Raw genomic sequence first — 13,092 nt, forward strand, 5'->3', positions numbered from 1 at the left:
GCCCCGGCCCCTCCGGCCCCTTCAGCTCCGGCCCGCCCTTGTCGCTCCTGTCTCCGGTTCCGCACGCGTCCGCGTCCCGGGTCTCCGCTCAGGAGCCGGTTCCGCTGTCTGCTCCGGCGCCGGACTCCGCGCCGCTGCCGTCGCTCGCCTCGCTGCCGGTCCTCGGGAACGAGACCTCGACGCGCCGGTTCTTCTTGCGGCCGTCCTCGTTGCTGTTGTCGGCGATCGGGTACTGCTCGCCGTAACCCCGGATCTCGTAGGTGATCCCCGCGTCGGAGAGCCGCTGTTCGAGCAGGCTGTGCACGGCTTCCGCGCGCTGCTTCGACAGCACGAGACCGTGCGCGGCGGTTCCGAGGTTGTCGGTGAAACCGAAGACACGGACGTTGGTCGCGTGCTGCTTCTCGACCTCGTCGGCGATCGCCGAGATCCGCGAACTCGCGTCCGGCGACAGCTTGGCGCTGTCCTTGGAGAAGAGGACCTCGGCCTGGAGCGCGAACGTCACGGTGTCGGGCGTGTCGGAGCGCCGTTCCTCGCCGCCCTGCGACTCGACCACGGAGACGAGGTCCAGCACGCGCGCGGGCGCGAGCGTGGCGCCGGCACGGAGCTTCAGACCGGGGGCGTTCCCGTCGACCTGGGGCGGCGGCGAAGTGGACGCGGCGCCGGGCGGCCCGACGGGCGTGTCGTCCGCGAAGACGGGCGCGGCGGGCAGGACCAGGGCGAACTGCGCGACGACGGTCAGGAGAACCGCGCTGGTGAGCGCGGCGGCGCGAGGTCTGGCGACGGTACGCCGCGGAGCGGGCCGCTCGGGCGCGGGCATCAGGAGATCGCAATCGTCGTCGGAGGAAGGCCAGGGAAGTCCATCTGGACCTGTTTCGTGGACGACGGAGGCGATGGGAACTGCGCGAAGAACGAAACCGACGCATGCGGCTCGAAGTTGGGAATGTTGACCGTGGTGAGCGGGTAGCCGTCGGTGTCCCGGAGCACGTAGTAGCGTTTCTTCTGTGCCGAATCGACCAGCGTCATGGCCGCCAGCGACGAACCCGTCCTGTTGACTTGCGACTCCTTACCGTTCCAGGCGTTGGGCGCGATCTGTACCTGCCCGGTGACATTGGTGATCGTGCCGTTGATGGTCAGGAAGCCGCCGCTGTCGCGTGTGGCCGAGCTGACGACGAACTGGAAGGTGCCGCTGTTCGCAGTCGCCAGGGTCTGGCTGGCCGAAGGGGACGCCTCGCCGCCCGACCGAGATTCCTGGCCCTGAGCAGGCGGACCCGAAGATTGCCCAGAGGGACTGCCGTTGTCATCCTTGCCTTTATCACCACTGTTTCCGCCGCAGGCCGCCAGAGAGAGCGTCAGCGCGACAGCGGTGACGGTGGTGGCTACCGCTCTGTGCGCCCGCGCACCGTGCCACTTGTTCATGAGTGACGTTCCTTATCGTTCATTCGGGTCAGTTGTCCACGAGCCGGACGGTGAACAGATCGGCCATGTCTGGCAGGCGATCGAGATGCTCGGGGTCGATGGTGATGTCCTCGGCGCCGGGGCAGGCGAGACTGCCCGGCGAGACGGGTTTCTGCGGCTTATGGTCACCGGAGGGAGGAGAGGGGTCCGTCGTCGCGGTCGACTGCGCCGTACCCGTCCCGCCCGCGCCCGTGAAAGTGCACCGCGGTTCCACCACAGCCGTGGCGGTAGCTTTGGCCCTGTCGTTTTCAGTGCCGGGCACCACACTCTTGCCCACCGGCTGGTTGGTGATGACGTCGACGGTGAACCCCCAGCGGCCGTCGCCGAGCAGAGCGCAGTTCTCAACCGAGGCGCCGTTGGCACCCGCGAACGCGCCGGCGGCACCGCAGGCGCCGCCGGCCGGGCCCTCGTCTGCCCCGGAGAAGACGCCGGAGAGGAAACCGGGCTCCAACGCTCTCGCGAGGAACTCCTGTTTGAAGTCGTCCCGTGACTGCTGAGCAGCCGCCAGGGCCGCCGCGTCCGCCGCGGACTGGCCGCCGTTGCGTGTGGCCCCGGCCTGCCCGAAGACGAAGAAGGCGAGCGCGGCGAAGAGCAGGCCCGCCACCATCACGATGTACAGCGCTGCGGCCTGCCCCGAATCTTCCGGTGGACGGGTCAGCCGCCGGCGCTGGTGACCTTGGCGACAGCCGACTTGAGCGCGTCGGCGATGGTCCCGTCGATCCCCGTGGCCACCACCGCCACGATGATCAGTGCGACCAGGATGATGATTCCCAGGTACTCGATCGAGCCCTGGCCACGGTCGCTGCGGCGTTTGAGGGCTTGTGTGGTTGTGTTCGCCCATGTACCGGCGTACGTCCTCGCTCTGGCCGCGAGGCGTTTCGTCGTGTCCGCCATGGTTCTCACCTCCGTCGCTGTCATCCCCGGTCACGGCCTCTGTACGGTCGGTGACACCGGTGACGTCGGCACCGTACGGCCGGGGCGGGGCGGGGCGCGTGGGCCCCAGGGCCCAACCGTGGGCCCACTCGTGGTCAGCCATGGCCGCCCGGCCCCCTTCGCGCGGTGCCGTGCCAGCGGGCGATGGCCTCGCCGCGGCTGCCCGCCCCGAGTTTGGCGAAGATGCGGTTGATGTGGTTCTTGACCGTTTTCTGGCTGATGAAGCAGGCGACGGCGATCTGCTGGTTCGTCATCCCGGACGCGATCAGGTCCATGATCTCCACCTCCCGCCGGCTCAGCTCCGACGAATGTCCCACATTTGATTGCTTCTGCAAAGGTGCTGGGTTCGGGTTGCTGCTTTCTTCTTGTGGAGGTGGCGAGTTGGGGAGGGGTGGTGTGTGTGCGGGTGCGTACGGGGATGGGGTCGAGCGGAGGGCGTCCAGGGCCGCGTTCGACGCCGTCGGGGTCAGGTGGGCCCGGCCCTGCGACACGTCGCGGACGGCCGTCGTGAGCTGGTCCGCGGTGAACTCGCCGTGGACGAGGTAGCCGCCCGCGCCCAGCCGCAACGCCTTCTGGACCGTCTCGGGTTCGCCGCTGTAGGTCATCATCAGGACGGGCGCCAGCGGGACGAGGTGCGGCAGGGCGGTGAGGCCGTCGCAGCGGGGCATCCGGACGTCGAGCAGCACCACGTCGGGGCGCGTACGCCACGTCGCCTCGTACGCCTCTCGGCCGTCCGGCGCCTCGGCCACCACCTCGAATCCGCCGCGTCCCGACAGCAGCGCCGTCAGGCCCGCGCGGACGACCGGGTTGTCGTCCGCCACGACCACCCTCAGCGTCCCGCCGTTCTCAGCCATCGGCCCGGACCTCCTCCAGGTGCGGTTCCAGAGGCAGTTCGAGGCGCACTTCCGTGCCCCGGGCCGCCGCTCCCCTGCCCACTCTGATCCGTGCGCCGATCGACGCCGCCCGCTCCACCATGCCGACGAGCCCGAAGTGGCCCGCCCCGCGCAGGGCTTCGAGGGTGGTGCCCGGCGGCAGGCCGCGCCCGTCGTCGTACACGCTGATCCGCAGTATCCCGTCCCCCGTCATGCCGGCGGACACCGCCACCCGGGTGCCGCCGCCGTGCCGCGCCGCGTTCTCCATCGCCTCTGCCACGATCGTCAGGACCTCCCGGGCCACCGCCGGGGGCAGCGGGGGCACGGTCCGCGTCCCCGCCGCCGGTCCGAAGGTCGCCGGGACGCCGTGCCGCTGCGCGAAGTCCCTGGTGCGGGAGGCGAGCTCCGCCGGCAGGTCGATGCGGTCCACCGCGCCGAGCACCCGCACGCGGCGCAGGTCGGAAAGCAGTTCCCGCGACTCGGCCGCGGCCCTGCGCGCCGAGCGGGCCACCAGATCGGCCTGCCGCCGCACCGTCGCGGGGTCCGTCGTGTCCACGGACGCCGCCAGGCCGTCCGCCGCAAGGGCCAGGCCGTGCAGGGTCTTGGCCACCGAGTCGTGCATCTCCCGTGCCAGCCTGGCCCGTTCCTCGTCCACGGCGCCGGCCGCCGCGAGCCGCTCCCTGGCCTCGCCGAGCGCCTGGCTCGCCTCTCCCAGGTCCAGCAGGAACGTACGCAGCGAGCTGCCGATCGCCCCGGCCGCCACACAGAGCCCCGGCAGCAGCAGCGCGTTGAACCCGCCGTGCTCGTGCTTCGGCGTTCCTCCGGTGACCGCGTACGCGCCGGCCAGCAGCAGCGCCTGGAGTACGGCGAACACCGCGGCGCCCCGCCAGCCGTACACGAGCCCGGCGAGCAGCGGCGTGCAGATCGTGACGTAGGCGAGGGTGGAGTCCGGGGAGGCGGTGACCAGCAGCAGCCCGCCGATCAGCATGTCGGCCGCGAGCAGCAGCGGGTGGCGCAGCAGGACCGGGCCGAAGCGCTCCCAGTCCCGCACGAGGGCGTACGACACCATGAACGTGACGAGCACGGCCGCGCCGACCAGCACGACCGGCAGGCCGCGCGCGGTGCCGCGCAGCGCGAACGGCGCCGCGAGCACGATCATCACCATGCGGAAGCCGAAGACCTGCCGGCACAGCGCCTGGAGGGCGTTCACCTGGAGGGGCAGCGGGGGGACGTGCCGTGGTGTGCGGTCCCGGAACCGCCGGGCTGCGGCACGGAAGGAGCGGCGCACGGCCTCGGGGGCGGCCGCCGCATGGCGTACGAGCGTGCTCATCCGCTGTCCCATCGTGCCTCCCCTCCTCTCCTCCTCTCCTCGCCGTTCCGTCAACCGCCCAGGATCTCGCCGAAGTTCACCCCGGACCCGTAGTAGAAGCTCAGCGCGATCAGCACGAGAGTCGCCGGGAGCATCACGAGTGTGACGACCAGCGTCGTCTTGGGGACGGCGCGGGCCGCCGTGCGCCGCGCGTTCTGGGCGTCGGCACGGCGCATGTCCTCGGCGATCTGGATCAGCGTGTCGACGATCGGCGCTCCCAGCTCCTCGCCCTGCTGGAGCGCGGTGACGAACATCGACACCTGTTCGCTGTCGTTGCGCCTGCGGAGCTGGTCGAAGGCCTCCCTGCGCGGCACTCCCATGTCCATCTGGCGGATGGTGATGCGCAGTTCGTCGGACCAGGGGCCCCGGTACTTCTCCGCGACCCGTTCGAGCGCCTGCCTGAACCCCAGCCCCGCGGAGACGACGACCGCGAGTACGTCGAGGAAGTCCGGCAGGGTCCTTTCGATGTCGCTGCGGCGCTTTCGGGTCGCGGCGCGGATGATGACGTCCGTCCAGACCAGTCCGAACAGCAGCGCCGCGATGCCGAGGGGGAACTGCCCCCGGGCCGTGAGCGCGAGGAACGCGAGGATGCCGAGGGCCCCGAACACCGCCCGGCGCGCGGCGTAGCGGTCCACGGTCAGGCCCGCGGGGTTGCCCGCGCGGTCCAGCCGCCTGCGCAGCGCGTCCACCCGTTTGGGGCCCATGAGGCGCAGGACGGCGGGCGCGTACCGCATGCCGATCCTGTCGATGCCGGAGCCGACGGCGGTGGTGCGGGTCGCGCCGACCTCCAGGGCGACGCCGAGGTCGCTCGGCAGCTTGGCGTCCGCGCGGTACAGGCGGATGCCGTGGAAGATGCCGTACACCGAGAGTCCGAAGACGGCGGCGAGGGGCAGTGCGAGCGCGGTCGTGGTCATGGTGTCCGCTCCGTCCTCTCCATCTCCGGCCGCTCAGACCCGTACCGTCGACATGCGGCGGATGAGGAACAGCCCGACGCCGTAGAGCGCGAACGCGACGACCGTGGCGGCCTGCCCGAGGCCCGACGAGGTCATCCGGTCGAGCGCGCCGGGCGTCGCCTGGTTGATCAGCAGCAGGAAGGCGAGGCCGAGTGCCGGGACGGCGACGGCCGTCACCTTGATCTGGGACAGCATGGTGGTGACCTCCCTGCGGGTCTCCTTGCGCTCCTCCAGGGTCTTGGTGAGGTTGCGCAGCGAGCTGACGACCTGGCCGCCCGCCCGGTTGGACAGGACGAGCGTGGTGACGAGGACGACGAGTTCGCGGGACGGGAGGCGCTCGGCGAGTTCGTCGAGGGCGTCCTCGAAGGAGTGGCCGACGGCGAGCCGGTCGGAGACTCGCCGCAGCTCCTCGCCCGCGGGGTCGTCGAGTTCGTCGGCGGCCATCGACAGCGCGGTGCGCATCGCGAGGCCCGCCTGGGTGGCGTTGGCGAGGACGCGGGTGAGCTCGGGGAGCTGGTTGATGAACGCCTCGGTGCGCTTGTCGCGCTGCCAGTTCAGGAAGGCGTTCGCGCCCCACAGCCCGGCGAGCGCGGCGAGCACGCCGAAGAACGGGGCGAAGAACGAGCCGATGAAGAAGTAGACGACGAGCAGCCCGGCCACCGTGCAGATGGCGAACTCCCCGGGGCTGACGCCGAGTCCGGTGACGGCGATCTTCCGTTCGAGGCGCTTGCCGAGGCCGGTGCGGCGCAGCCTGCGGTCCACGCCGGGGAAGCGGAGCCGCCGGCCGCCGGTCTCGGTTTCCGGCGGCCCGGTCTCCGTCATCCGCGCGATGAGCGCCCGCCGCTGGGACCGGCCGGCCGCGTACGCCTGGATGCCGATGACGGCGAACAGCAGCGCGAGGAGGGTGACGCCGAGCGTCAGCAGCGAGAGGTTGGTCTTGTCCATGGTGTCGGTGGCCCTCGGAACGTCAGGGAGTGGTGGGGGCTGCGGGCGGCGGCGGTACGTGCACCGCGCCGTTCGGCGGCGCCGTACCGTGCGGGGGTACGTGCGCGGTGCCGTTCGGGGGCGCCGTACTGTGCGGCGGTACGTGCACCCCGCCGTTCGGGGCACCCGGTGGCAGCGGGACCGACGGCGGCATCCGCCAGGCGGTGGAGCGGCGCGTGGCGAGCTGGTCGTCCGACTGGGCGACGCCGAACGCGGCGGGGATGCTCTCGCCCTTCATGTACAGCCGCTCGGCGACCCGGCGCGGCAGCGGGTAGTACGCGAAGTTCCCGTACACCCGCCCGTCCTGGGTCACCGGCTGGGTGAGGAAGCGGCAGACCGAGACGATCCGGTACTCCTCGTGGCCGTACGAGTCGACGACGGCGATCTCGGTGATGCGGCGCGAGCCGTCCGCGTGCCGGGTGAGCTGCACGATCACGTCGACGGCGCTGTTGATCTGGTCCTTGATCGCGCCGAACGGGATCTCCACCTCGGACATCGAGGACAGCGTCTGGAGCCTCATCAGCGCGTCCTCCGCGCTGTTGGCGTGCACGGTGGCGAGGGAGCCGTCGTGGCCCGTGGACATGGCCTGGAGCATGTCGAGGGTCTCGCCGCCGCGCACCTCGCCGACGATGATGCGGTCGGGGCGCATGCGCAGCGAGTTGCGGACCAGGTCGCGGATGGTGATCTGGCCCTTGCCCTCGACGTTCGCGGGCCGGCTCTCCAGTGTGATGACGTGGTGCTGCTGGAGCTGGAGTTCGGCGGAGTCCTCGATGGTGACGATGCGCTCGCCGTCGGGGATCATCGCGGACAGCGCGTTGAGCAGCGTCGTCTTGCCGGTACCGGTGGCGCCGGACACGATGACGTTGAACTTCGCCCGGACGAGCCCCGCGATCAGCAGCATCATCTGCTCGTCCAGCGAGCCGAGTTCGATCAGCTCGGCGAGGGTGAAGGAGCGCGGGAAGCGGCGGATCGTGAGGATCGGCCCGGTCAGGGACAGCGGCGGGATGATGACGTTGACCCGCTCCCCCGACGGCAGGCGCGCGTCGACCATCGGATTGGCCTCGTCCACACGGCGGTTGACGGTGGAGACGATGCGCTCGATGGTCTGCATCAGCTGCTCGTCGGAGCTGAACCGGATCGGCAGCCGCTCGATCCTGCCACCGCGTTCCACGAAGACCTGGTCGGCGCCGTTGACCATGATCTCGCTGATCGACGCGTCCTCCAGGAGCGGTTCGAGGATGCCGAGGCCGAGTGCCTCGTCCACGACCCGGCGGATCAGCTGGGACCGCTCGGCCGAGGAGAGGACCGGGCCCTCGCGGCTGATGATGTGGCCGAGGACGCGCTCCAGCCGGGCCCTGCGCTCGGTGGCGGCGAGCGCGGACATCTCGGCGAGGTCGATCTCCTGGAGGAGCTTCGCCCGGTACGCGCCGACGAGCAGGGGCTCCTGGCCCTGGCCGTCGTCCGGTTCGTGTGGGGTGATGCGGGACCGCAGGCTCATGGGGTCGCTCCTGGGCTTCCGTCGGGCAGTCGGTCGAGGGGCATGGTGACGCTGCGGGTCGCGTCCCCGAGGTTCAGCATCGGGATGATGGCGGGGATGGGGACGCGGGCGGTGACGGTGATGCCGGTGCCGCCGCCCGATTCGGAGAAGTCGGCGTTGTCGGAGAGCCAGCCGCTCATGGCGGCGTGCCCGGCCGCCTGGTAGTCGTCGCCCTCGGTCTCCCGGTAGGTCGCCGTACGGGCGGCGGCCCGCGCGCCGGTGCCCGCCTGCTGCACGGCGTATCCGGCGATGCCCAGTTGGAGCGCGGCGACGGCGACGAACAGCAGCAGGGCGACGACGCCGACGTATTCGAGGGCGGCCTGGCCGCCGTCGTGACGGCCTGGGCGCCGGTTTTCCGTCGAGTTCCCGGGCGGGTCGCCGAGCACACTCCCCGGCTCCCGCGCCCCGGCCCCGTGCACCGCGTCGCGGCTCGCCCGCAGGGCGCCGGCCCTACCACAAGCCGCCGTGCCGGTCCCACGAGCCGCCATGCCGGTCCCACGCGCCGCCGTGCTCGTCCTACGAGTCGCCATGCCGGCCGTGCCGGCCCTACGAGTCGCCATGCTGGTCCTCCCGTACGGCCGCCGCGTGGCCCGTCACGTCGACCGGGATGTTGAAGCCGGGGAAGAAGACGGGGATCTCGACCTTGACCTCGGCGGTGGTGACCGCTCCGACCCCGCCGCCGCAGCTCGGTTCCGCGTGGAACGCGCCGGGCATGGCGCGCTGCGCCGCCGCCTGGCAGTCGCCGCCGACGGCAGCGGCGTGGGCGGCCTCGTCCGCGGCGTCGCCCGCGAGGGAGAACGCGTAGCCGACGAGGGCGGCCTGCCACATCAGGGCGAGGGTCGCGAGGATGACGGGAATCATGCCGGTGAACTCGACGGCGGCCTGGCCCAGATCGCGGTGCGCGCCCCCGATCGCGGCCCGCAGGGCGCGGGCGCGCGCACGGGCGTGGGCGCGGGCCCGTGCCACCGCGCGCGCCGCTCCGCCGCCCCGCGCGCGCCCCTCAGATGTTCGCGTACCCGCCGCCGCTGCCCGTCTCGTGTCCATGGCTCACCGCGCCCCCTCGGCTCCGCGGGCGGCGTCAGCGGCTCCCGCGTACGTCATGCCCCGGCCCGTCACGTCCCTGCCCGGCAGGCCCCGGTCCGTAACACCGCAGCGCCGCGTGGCGTCCCTGCCCGGCAGGCCCCGGTCCGTAACACCGCCGCGCCGCGTGGCGTCCCGCCCCGTGGCTCTCATGGCGTCAGGCGTCCGTGTCGCGGCGCCACCGGGTCCTGGTCGGTTCGTGGCGGCGTGCCCCGCCCGTTCCTGCCCTTCCCGCCGCTTCTGCCGCTCTTGCCGCCCCGCCCGCTCCTGGCTTCCTGCCCTTCGCCCGCCCGTACGATGCCGAGTTCGCCCGCCAGGGACCACAGCGCCTGCCGCACGGTCGACTTGGCCTCCAGATCCTGCATGCGCCCCGTGTCCACGGCCGCCTGGAGTTCCTTGAAATGCGCGGGGACCACGGTCTTCGCGACGCGTGTGCCGGTGATCCGCTCGACGAGCGCCGGCTGGATCTCGGAGCTGCGGACATGGCGGTTGAGGACCGTGACGGTGTCCTCCGCCTTGCGGATCTGGAGCCGGTCCCAGAGCCTGATCATGCGGCGCGCCGCCCGGACCGCGACGACGTCGGGCGTCGTCAGCAGCACGGCGGTGTCGGCCATTTCGATGGCCGCGGCGTTGGCGCTGTTCATCTGGGTGCCGCAGTCGAGGACGACGATCTCGTAGCGGTTGCGCAGGGCGCTGACGATCTGCCGTACGGACCGGTCGTTGATCTCCTCGCCGCGCTCGCCGTCCGTCGGGGCGAGCAGCAGCCCGACGCCGGTGTGGTGCTGGAACACGGCGTCCGACAGGACGCGCGGCGAGATGTCCTGGATGGCCGCGAGGTCCACCGCCGACCTGCGGAACTGGACATCCAGGTACGAGGCGACGTCGCCGGCCTGGAGGTCCAGATCCGCGAGCGCGGTGCTCATGCCGGAGGCGTTCGCGGCGAGCGCGAGCTGGACGGCGGCGACGGTCGTGCCGACCCCGCCCTTGGCGCCGCTGACCGTGACGACGCGCCCGCCGGGCCCCCCGTACAGCTCGATGCCGCCCTGTCCGAGGTGCCGCCGCACGCCCACCGACCAGGCCGCCGCCGCCTGGACGCGCTGTGCGAGCTCCTCGTAGGAGAGCGGGAGCGCGACGAGTCCCCTGGCGCCCGCGTCCATCGCGGCGGAGAAGAGTCCGGGGCCCGGCTCGGAGGTGATGAGGATGACCGCGACGGCGGGGAAGCGCAGGGTGATCTCCCGTACGAGTTCCAGCGCGGGCACCGGCCCGATGCGCTCGTGCACGAGGACGACCTCGGGCAGTTCGCCGACCGACTCCGCCGCGAGCCGGGCGAGGGTGTCGAGGAGGGCGGTGGAGTCGGCGAGCGGTGCGGCGGGTTCGGCGTCCGGCAGCTGGCTGAGCAGGGTGGCGAGGGCACGCGCGGCGTCCGCGTGCGCGACGGCGGGGAGGATTCGGGTGCTCATGCCGTGCTCACTTGTCCCCTCCGAGGGTGTACACGTCCTGGCCTGGCGAGGGGGAGACGGACTTGCCGTCGGGCAGCAGGGCGAGCCGTACGTGGTCGGCGAAGGACTCGGCGTACGCGACGCGCTGGGCGTCCTCGGTCTTCAGCGCGAACGTGATCGGGACGGCCTGCTCGGTGCCGAGCGCGCGGTCGTCGGTGTCCTTCTGCTGGAGGGCGGTGATGCGGCCGACGTCCATGACGCGGGCGTCGCTGACGATGATCCGGGACTCGGCGGCGGAGGTCTTCCCATTGTTCTGCCCGCCCGCGAAGGTCGCGAAGATGTTCACCCGCGAACCGGGGGTGATCTTGCCGGCGACGCCGGTCTCGGCGTCGATCATGATGGCGATCTCCTCCTCGTCCGGCGCGAGCGCGGGCTTCGGCACGATCATGTCGCTCTGGAGGAGTGAGCCCTTCTTGAGCTGGGTGACGGCTATCTTTCCGTCCACCGCGGACAGGTCGGTGACCGCGGTCGCCGAGAGCCACCGCTTCGGCATGCTGACCTTGGTGAACTGCCCCTGCTGGAGCGGGGTGTACGGGGCGACGTCCTGCTTCAGCTCGTACGCGGTGACCTCGGGGCCGACCTTCGAGTCGACGTCGCCGATCACCAGCAGCACGCCGGCGAACGCGGCGACGGCGCACAGGACGGAGACGAGCAGGAGCAGAATGCCGCGGCGCTGCCGTGAGTTCATGTCGGTGTTCCTCGGGTCAGGGCACCCGCGACGCGCTGGTGGACCTCTGGCGGTGTGATGGCGGCCGAGCAGAATCCGCAGCGGTCACCGATCAGGTCGATCCCGCACCATGAGCACACCTCCCGGCGCACGGATGAGACGAGCTGGTAGAGAACCGTGATGTCGGGCAGGTAGGCGGCGAACTCGACGGCGCGCGGCGTGCCCCACCACAGGGGCGAGCTCTCGGGCAGCGGGCACTCGTGCACGGCCCCCGCCTGCCAGGCGGGGGCGAGGACGGTGGTGGGCCAGTCGGTGGCGAGCCGGCCCCTGGCGACGAGGAGTTCGGTGGCGAACTCGGGCCCCGCGAGCTGGTCCACGTCCCGGGACCCGCCGCTCCCGCCGCCCGCACCCGGTGCGCCGCCCGTGCCGTTGGCCGCGGCCGTCGCCGTGCCGCCGGGAGTCGCCGTGCCGCCGGCGCCGGTCCCGCCGGCCGCCTCCTTGCCCGAGCCGATCCGTACGAGGGCGGGGCGCGGCGCGGTGAGCACCGCGAACTGCGAGCCGGGCAGCCACGAGTTGGCGTGCGAGGTGAGGCTGACGGGCACCCGGTCCAGCTTCGCGACGGACCCGAGGACGGCGCCCGCGTACAGGTAGTGCGAGAGCAGCCGCGCGGCGGAGGCCACGACGCCCGCGCTGAAGTCGCAGACGGACAACTGCCGCAGCTGGCGCACGAGGACGCCCAGTGCGAGTGGCGGCAGGCCGGAGCGCAGCAGGGCGACCCGGTCGCTCTCCAGCAGCGAGCGCACGGTGTGCAGACGGCGCTCGTAGGCGACGGGAAGCGTGTCCGGGTACAGCACCACGACGTAGCCGTGCTGTTCGAGCAGCAGGTGTACGGCGGAGAGCGCGTCGTCCAGCGACTGCCGTTCTGGCGGCTGGAGGACGGCCGCGGTCGGGGTCTGCCGGTCGGTGGGCGCTAATACCAGGTCAGGGCTGGTGACGGCGATTGCGGTCGGCACGCTCGTTCCCCGTTCGGCTCCGGACGCCGGCGTCCCGGCCATCGCAGCTCAAGTCAACTCCCGCGGAGTGCTGTAGGTGTTCGCTCCTGCCTCAGCACTTTATCCACCCCCGGGGGCACAGTGAACACTTTTCGGAGCGCCCATGGCACCGTCCGTACATGAACACCGCCCCCAACCGGGGCGAACCGCACGCAACCGCACCGCGAAACCGGTGCCGCGCGCCGCCGCCGCGCCCCCGGAACAGGGCGTACGGGGCCTCCTTGGCGGGGCGTCAGACGTCCAGGATGCGGCTGCGCGGCGGAGCCATGAGGTGCTTGGCCTCCGCGGTCGCGTCGACGTGCTCGGCCTCCTGGTTCATCCGGCGCAGGGTGTCGCTCTCCTGGTTCGTGAAGCCGTCGCGGCTGAGGCGGACCGCCTCCTCGACCACGCCGAGGAGTTCGCCGACGCGGACGACGTCCTTGGCGACGCGGAGGTGGACCTCCCGGTAGCCGTCGCCGGCGTCGCTCTGCCAGCCGCCCTCGATCGTGTCGACGAGGGTCGTCATGCGGCGGACCTGGTCGCCCAGGTGATCGCGCATCTTGCCGATGCCGGTGGCGAGGTGGGTGAGGTCGTGGTCCGTTACGTCGAGGTCCTTGTCGTCGCCCATACGGCGACTCTACGACGCGGCCCGCGACGCCTCCAGGGGCTCGGGCGCTTCAGCCCGCCCTCGTTGCCCCCACACCCCCAACAC

15 protein-coding genes are annotated in these 13,092 nt (G+C 71.9%); all 15 read right to left on the minus strand.

The features are described from left to right. Positions 1-88: 88 nt before the first annotated feature. Positions 89-817, minus strand: coding sequence for an OmpA family protein (locus LCE31_RS26830; RefSeq protein WP_225018592.1), 729 nt, complete (start codon positions 815-817; stop codon positions 89-91). Beyond that, entirely contained in the window at positions 817-1,416 is a 600-nt protein-coding gene (locus tag LCE31_RS26835; RefSeq protein ID WP_225018594.1) for a hypothetical protein, read from the minus strand. The genes LCE31_RS26830 and LCE31_RS26835 overlap by 1 nt, the downstream gene beginning before the upstream one ends. Positions 1,417-1,444: 28 nt before the next feature. Further along, positions 1,445-2,062 (minus strand): hypothetical protein, encoded by a 618-nt coding sequence (locus LCE31_RS26840; RefSeq protein WP_225018627.1) that lies wholly within the window; start codon positions 2,060-2,062, stop codon positions 1,445-1,447. Positions 2,063-2,109: 47 nt separating this feature from the next. Further along, entirely contained in the window at positions 2,110-2,349 is a 240-nt protein-coding gene (locus LCE31_RS26845; RefSeq protein WP_225018596.1) for a hypothetical protein, read from the minus strand. Positions 2,350-2,483: 134 nt separating this feature from the next. Further along, complete coding sequence (locus tag LCE31_RS26850) at positions 2,484-3,242, minus strand: response regulator transcription factor (RefSeq protein WP_225018598.1); 759 nt, start codon at positions 3,240-3,242, stop codon at positions 2,484-2,486. Beyond that, positions 3,235-4,602, minus strand: a complete 1,368-nt coding sequence (locus LCE31_RS26855) for a sensor histidine kinase (RefSeq protein WP_225018602.1) — start codon at positions 4,600-4,602, stop codon at positions 3,235-3,237. Before LCE31_RS26855 ends, LCE31_RS26850 begins: the two co-directional genes overlap by 8 nt. Before the next feature lie 38 nt (positions 4,603-4,640). Then, positions 4,641-5,543 (minus strand): DUF5936 domain-containing protein, encoded by a 903-nt coding sequence (locus LCE31_RS26860; RefSeq protein WP_225018604.1) that lies wholly within the window; start codon positions 5,541-5,543, stop codon positions 4,641-4,643. 33 nt (positions 5,544-5,576) lie between these two features. Next, entirely contained in the window at positions 5,577-6,527 is a 951-nt protein-coding gene (locus LCE31_RS26865; protein WP_225018606.1) for a type II secretion system F family protein, read from the minus strand. A gap of 22 nt (positions 6,528-6,549) precedes the next feature. After that, a complete protein-coding gene (locus LCE31_RS26870) occupies positions 6,550-8,064 on the minus strand; it encodes a CpaF family protein (RefSeq protein WP_225018608.1) in 1,515 nt (504 codons plus the stop codon). Then, positions 8,061-8,663 (minus strand): septum formation initiator, encoded by a 603-nt coding sequence (locus LCE31_RS26875; RefSeq protein WP_308042314.1) that lies wholly within the window; start codon positions 8,661-8,663, stop codon positions 8,061-8,063. The genes LCE31_RS26870 and LCE31_RS26875 overlap by 4 nt, the downstream gene beginning before the upstream one ends. Further along, positions 8,650-9,069 carry a TadE/TadG family type IV pilus assembly protein gene (locus LCE31_RS26880; RefSeq protein ID WP_225018610.1) on the minus strand — a complete coding sequence of 140 codons (420 nt, stop codon included), beginning with the start codon at positions 9,067-9,069 and terminating at the stop codon, positions 8,650-8,652. Before LCE31_RS26880 ends, LCE31_RS26875 begins: the two co-directional genes overlap by 14 nt. A 263-nt stretch (positions 9,070-9,332) precedes the next feature. Next, on the minus strand, positions 9,333-10,643 hold the full coding sequence (locus LCE31_RS26885) for an AAA family ATPase (RefSeq protein ID WP_225018612.1): 1,311 nt from the start codon (positions 10,641-10,643) through the stop codon (positions 9,333-9,335). Between the two features lie 7 nt (positions 10,644-10,650). Then, positions 10,651-11,370 carry a Flp pilus assembly protein CpaB gene (gene cpaB / locus LCE31_RS26890; protein WP_225018621.1) on the minus strand — a complete coding sequence of 240 codons (720 nt, stop codon included), beginning with the start codon at positions 11,368-11,370 and terminating at the stop codon, positions 10,651-10,653. After that, the gene (locus tag LCE31_RS26895; protein ID WP_263632338.1) at positions 11,367-12,404 is read right to left on the minus strand and encodes a hypothetical protein; all 1,038 of its coding nucleotides are present in this window, start codon (positions 12,402-12,404) and stop codon (positions 11,367-11,369) included. Before LCE31_RS26895 ends, cpaB begins: the two co-directional genes overlap by 4 nt. A 229-nt stretch (positions 12,405-12,633) precedes the next feature. Next, the gene (locus tag LCE31_RS26900) at positions 12,634-13,008 is read right to left on the minus strand and encodes a WXG100 family type VII secretion target (RefSeq protein WP_225018625.1); all 375 of its coding nucleotides are present in this window, start codon (positions 13,006-13,008) and stop codon (positions 12,634-12,636) included. Positions 13,009-13,092: the final 84 nt, after the last annotated feature.

The sequence above is a fragment of the Streptomyces sp. 8L genome (assembly GCF_020176795.1).
GTDB lineage: Bacteria > Actinomycetota > Actinomycetes > Streptomycetales > Streptomycetaceae > Streptomyces.

Excerpts from the sequence above, each read along its gene's own strand:
- LCE31_RS26875 (WP_308042314.1), bottom strand. The coding sequence starts at position 8,663 with ATGGCGACTCGTAGGGCCGGCACGGCCGGCATGGCGACTCGTAGGACG.
- LCE31_RS26895 (WP_263632338.1), bottom strand. The coding sequence starts at position 12,404 with ATGGCCGGGACGCCGGCGTCCGGAGCCGAACGGGGAACGAGCGTGCCG.
- LCE31_RS26865 (WP_225018606.1), bottom strand. The coding sequence starts at position 6,527 with ATGGACAAGACCAACCTCTCGCTGCTGACGCTCGGCGTCACCCTCCTC.
- LCE31_RS26860 (WP_225018604.1), bottom strand. The coding sequence starts at position 5,543 with ATGACCACGACCGCGCTCGCACTGCCCCTCGCCGCCGTCTTCGGACTC.
- LCE31_RS26830 (WP_225018592.1), bottom strand. The coding sequence starts at position 817 with ATGCCCGCGCCCGAGCGGCCCGCTCCGCGGCGTACCGTCGCCAGACCT.
- LCE31_RS26850 (WP_225018598.1), bottom strand. The coding sequence starts at position 3,242 with ATGGCTGAGAACGGCGGGACGCTGAGGGTGGTCGTGGCGGACGACAAC.
- LCE31_RS26900 (WP_225018625.1), bottom strand. The coding sequence starts at position 13,008 with ATGGGCGACGACAAGGACCTCGACGTAACGGACCACGACCTCACCCAC.
- LCE31_RS26845 (WP_225018596.1), bottom strand. The coding sequence starts at position 2,349 with ATGGCGGACACGACGAAACGCCTCGCGGCCAGAGCGAGGACGTACGCC.
- LCE31_RS26840 (WP_225018627.1), bottom strand. The coding sequence starts at position 2,062 with ATGGTGGCGGGCCTGCTCTTCGCCGCGCTCGCCTTCTTCGTCTTCGGG.
- LCE31_RS26885 (WP_225018612.1), bottom strand. The coding sequence starts at position 10,643 with ATGAGCACCCGAATCCTCCCCGCCGTCGCGCACGCGGACGCCGCGCGT.
- cpaB (WP_225018621.1), bottom strand. The coding sequence starts at position 11,370 with ATGAACTCACGGCAGCGCCGCGGCATTCTGCTCCTGCTCGTCTCCGTC.
- LCE31_RS26870 (WP_225018608.1), bottom strand. The coding sequence starts at position 8,064 with ATGAGCCTGCGGTCCCGCATCACCCCACACGAACCGGACGACGGCCAG.
- LCE31_RS26855 (WP_225018602.1), bottom strand. The coding sequence starts at position 4,602 with ATGGGACAGCGGATGAGCACGCTCGTACGCCATGCGGCGGCCGCCCCC.
- LCE31_RS26835 (WP_225018594.1), bottom strand. The coding sequence starts at position 1,416 with ATGAACAAGTGGCACGGTGCGCGGGCGCACAGAGCGGTAGCCACCACC.